We start from the raw sequence: 4,336 nt of genomic DNA on the forward strand, positions 1-4,336 counted from the left end.
GACCCCAACCGCGCAGGTCGTGACTGGAACATCGCTGCTGCCGACGTGATCAACGGCAAGGCCGGCATGCAGATGATGGGTGACTGGGCCAAGAGTGAATGGACCGCCGCCCACAAGGTAGCGGGCAAGGACTATGAGTGTGTGCCATTCCCGGGCACTGACAAATCCTTCACCTACAACATCGACTCCCTCGCGGTGTTCAAGCYCAAGGCCGATCGCACCGGCGATATCGCCGCTCAGCAGGACCTGGCCAAGGTCGCGCTGGGTAAAGACTTCCAGAAGGTCTTCAGCATCAACAAAGGTTCGATTCCGGTGCGCACCGACATGCTCAATGACATGAGCGCGTCGGGCTTCGACTCCTGCGCCCAGGCGTCGGCCAAGGACTTCCTGGCAGACGAGAAGAGCGGCGGCCTGCAACCGAGCATGGCGCACAACATGGCCACCTCCCTGGCTGTGCAAGGCGCGATCTTCGATGTGGTGACCAACTTCATGAACGACAAGAGCGCTGACCCGGCCAAGGCCAGCGCCCAACTGGCATCGGCCATCAAAGCCGCCCAGTAATTCCTGACGCCGCACGACCCTGTGGGAGCGAGCCTGCTCGCGATAGCTGACTGACATTCAATAGAGATGTCGACTGTTGCACCGCTATCGCAAGCAAGCTCACTCCCACAAGGGGCCACTGTGCGCATTTACTTCTCTTCACCTGGATTATCCCGATGAGCTCTGTGGCGGTTTTCAGCAAAGCCTCACCGTTCGACGCACTGCAGCGCTGGCTCCCCAAACTGGTTTTGGCGCCGAGCATGCTGATCGTCCTGGTTGGCTTTTACGGTTACATCATCTGGACATTCGTTTTGTCCTTCACCAACTCCAGCTTCATGCCGAGCTACAAGTGGGTCGGCCTGCAGCAATACGTCCGGTTGATGGAGAACGACCGCTGGTGGGTCGCGAGCAAGAACCTCGCGGTCTTCGGTGGCATGTTCATCGGTATCAGCCTGGTGCTCGGGGTGTTTCTGGCGGTGCTGCTCGATCAGCGCATTCGCAAGGAAGGCTTCATCCGCACCATCTACCTGTACCCGATGGCGCTGTCGATGATCGTCACCGGTACTGCCTGGAAATGGCTGCTCAACCCAGGCCTGGGCCTGGACAAGATGCTGCGTGACTGGGGCTGGGAAGGCTTTCGGCTGGACTGGCTGGTGGATCAGGATCGCGTGGTTTACTGCCTGGTAATCGCTGCTGTGTGGCAAGCCTCCGGGTTTGTGATGGCGATGTTCCTGGCTGGCCTGCGCGGTGTCGATCAGTCGATCATCCGTGCCGCTCAGGTCGACGGTGCGAGCCTGCCGACCATCTATTTGAAGATCGTCCTGCCAAGCCTGCGTCCGGTGTTTTTCAGCGCCTTCATGATCCTTGCGCACATCGCGATCAAGAGCTTCGACCTGGTGGCGGCGATGACTGCGGGCGGTCCGGGTTACTCCTCCGACCTGCCGGCGATGTTCATGTATTCCTTCACCTTCAGCCGTGGCCAGATGGGCATCGGTTCGGCGAGCGCGATGATGATGCTCGGCGCGATCCTGGCGATTCTGGTGCCTTACCTGTACTCCGAATTGCGAGGCAAACGCCATGAGTAATCAGCTTGGCAAACCAGCCATCAGCTTCAGCCGCATTGCGATTTACGCGACCTTGTTGCTGGCCGCTGCGGTGTACCTGATTCCGCTGGTGGTGATGCTGCTGACCAGCTTCAAATCCCCGGAAGACATCCGCACCGGCAACCTCTTGAGCTGGCCGCAAGTGATTGATGGCATTGGCTGGATCAAGGCTTGGGACGTGGTAGGCGGCTACTTCTGGAACTCGGTGAAAATTACCGTGCCGGCGGTGCTGATCTCGACCTTCATCGGTGCAATGAACGGCTACGTGCTGTCGATGTGGCGCTTCCGTGGTTCGCAGTTGTTCTTCGGCCTGCTGTTGTTCGGCTGCTTCCTGCCGTTCCAGACCGTGCTGCTGCCAGCCTCATTCACCGTCGGCAAACTCGGCCTGGCCAACACCACCACAGGGCTGGTGCTGGTGCACATCGTCTACGGGCTGGCGTTCACCACGCTGTTCTTCCGTAACTACTACGTGAGCATTCCGGATGCGCTGGTCAAGGCGGCGCGGCTGGATGGTGCGGGCTTCTTCACGATCTTCGGGAAGATCCTGCTGCCGATGTCGATTCCGATCGTGATGGTCTGCCTGATCTGGCAGTTCACCCAGATCTGGAATGACTTCCTGTTCGGTGTGGTCTTCGCCAGTGGCGATGCCCAGCCAATCACCGTGGCCCTGAACAACCTGGTCAACACCAGCACCGGGGTCAAGGAATACAACGTTGATATGGCGGCGGCGATGATCGCCGGGCTGCCGACACTGCTGGTCTACATATTCGCTGGCAAGTATTTCCTGCGTGGGCTGACGTCCGGCGCGGTCAAGGGGTAGAACATGGCAACTCTCGAATTACGCAACGTCAACAAAACCTACGGCAGCGGCTTGCCGGACACCCTGAAAAACATCGAACTGAAGATCGATGACGGTGAGTTCCTGATCCTCGTCGGCCCGTCCGGTTGCGGCAAGTCGACCTTGATGAACTGCATCGCGGGTCTTGAAAACATCAGTGGCGGGGCGATTCTGGTGGACGACGCTGACATCAGCGGCATGAGCCCCAAGGATCGTGACATCGCCATGGTGTTCCAGTCCTACGCGCTGTACCCGACCATGAGCGTGCGCGACAACATCGCCTTCGGCCTGAAGATCCGCAAAATGCCGGCGGCTGAAATCGACGAGGAAGTGGCGCGGGTCGCCAAGCTGCTGCAAATCGAACACCTGCTCAGCCGCAAGCCCGGCCAGCTCTCTGGTGGTCAGCAACAGCGTGTGGCCATGGGCCGTGCGCTGGCGCGGCGGCCGAAGATTTATCTGTTCGACGAACCGCTGTCCAACCTCGACGCCAAGCTGCGGGTCGAGATGCGCACCGAAATGAAACTGATGCACCAGCGCCTGAAAACCACCACGGTCTACGTGACTCACGACCAGATCGAAGCCATGACCCTGGGTGACAAAGTGGCGGTGATGAAGGACGGGATCATCCAGCAGTTCGGCACGCCGAAGCAGATCTACAACGACCCGGCCAACCTGTTCGTTGCCAGCTTCATCGGCTCGCCACCGATGAACTTCATCCCGCTGCGTTTGCAGCGCAAGGACGGCCGTCTGCTGGCATTGCTCGACAGCGGCCAGGCGCGTTGCGAGCTGCCGCTGGGCATGCAGGACGCCGGTCTTGAGGACCGCGAAGTGATCCTCGGCATGCGCCCGGAGCAAATTGTCCTGGCGAACGGCGAGGCCAATGGTTTGCCGACCATTCGTGCCGAAGTCCAGGTCACCGAGCCGACCGGTCCGGATACGTTGGTGTTCGTCAATTTGAACGAAACCAAAGTCTGCTGCCGTCTGGCGCCGGACGTTGCGCCGGCCGTTGGCGAGACCCTGACCCTGCAATTCGATCCATCGAAAGTGCTGCTGTTCGATGCCAAGACGGGCGAGCGTCTGGGGACGGCCGGTCAAGCGAAAACCGGGACTCACAGCGACAACGTTGCTCAATTCAAAGGGCGCTGAAGATCAAATGTGGGAGCGAGCTTGCTCGCGATAGCTATCTGACATTCAACATTGATGTCGACTGATACACCGCTATCGCGAGCAGGCTCGCTCCCACAGGGGGGATATGCGGCGGATGGTCTGTCATCCGCCGCAATCGCTGTAAACCGCGTTAGATAAAAACAGTTAATAACAATAAAGACGAGGATGTAGGGATGAAAAAGAAGAACAACGCTCAGCTTATCTGCCAATTGTCAGCTGTTGCGGTACTGATCATGGCCGGTAACGCACACGCAGCTGATGCATTCAGCGCCGACTCCAAGTGGATGACGGGGGACTGGGGTGGCGAGCGGACCAAGCTGATCGACMAAGGTATCGACATCAAGGCGGATTACGTCGGTGAAGTGGGCGCCAACCTCCACGGCGGCTACAACCACGACAAGACCGCACGTTACGCCGACCAGTTTGGTCTGGGCGTGGCGCTGGACCTGCAAAAACTGTGGGGCTGGGATAACACCCAGGCCAAGATCCAGCTCACCAACCGTAACGGTCAGAACATCTCCAATGACCGTGTCGGCGATCCGCGTGCCGGCACCTTGAGTTCCTCTCAGGAAGTCTACGGTCGTGGCCATATGGTCCGTCTGACCCAATTGTGGGTTCAGCACCAGTTCCTCGACGGTAAACTGGACGTCAAAGCCGGTTACTTCGGCGAGGGCGAAGACTTCAACAC

General features: G+C 59.1%; 4 protein-coding genes and 1 pseudogene. All 5 read left to right on the plus strand.

Features of this window, described 5'->3' with window-relative positions; genetic code table 11:
• Window positions 1-561 (plus strand): annotated as a pseudogene (locus AC1DH9_RS23765) (sugar ABC transporter substrate-binding protein); the annotation flags it as partial.
• 155 nt (window positions 562-716) lie between these two features.
• Window positions 717-1,625 carry a carbohydrate ABC transporter permease gene (locus tag AC1DH9_RS23770; protein WP_019693218.1) on the plus strand — a complete coding sequence of 303 codons (909 nt, stop codon included), beginning with the start codon at window positions 717-719 and terminating at the stop codon, window positions 1,623-1,625.
• On the plus strand, window positions 1,618-2,463 hold the full coding sequence (locus AC1DH9_RS23775; RefSeq protein ID WP_019693217.1) for a carbohydrate ABC transporter permease: 846 nt from the start codon (window positions 1,618-1,620) through the stop codon (window positions 2,461-2,463). Before AC1DH9_RS23770 ends, AC1DH9_RS23775 begins: the two co-directional genes overlap by 8 nt.
• Before the next feature lie 3 nt (window positions 2,464-2,466).
• On the plus strand, window positions 2,467-3,627 hold the full coding sequence (locus AC1DH9_RS23780; RefSeq protein ID WP_019693216.1) for an ABC transporter ATP-binding protein: 1,161 nt from the start codon (window positions 2,467-2,469) through the stop codon (window positions 3,625-3,627).
• 194 nt (window positions 3,628-3,821) lie between these two features.
• Window positions 3,822-4,336: carbohydrate porin (locus AC1DH9_RS23785; RefSeq protein ID WP_477808885.1), on the plus strand; the 515-nt coding region annotated here is incomplete at its 3' end.

Source organism: Pseudomonas sp. 05T35, from assembly GCF_056396605.1.

What these genes read in the sequence shown, in the direction of transcription:
- AC1DH9_RS23770 (WP_019693218.1), top strand. Translation starts at nt 717, where the DNA reads ATGAGCTCTGTGGCGGTTTTCAGCAAAGCCTCACCGTTCGACGCACTG.
- AC1DH9_RS23775 (WP_019693217.1), top strand. Translation starts at nt 1,618, where the DNA reads ATGAGTAATCAGCTTGGCAAACCAGCCATCAGCTTCAGCCGCATTGCG.
- AC1DH9_RS23780 (WP_019693216.1), top strand. Translation starts at nt 2,467, where the DNA reads ATGGCAACTCTCGAATTACGCAACGTCAACAAAACCTACGGCAGCGGC.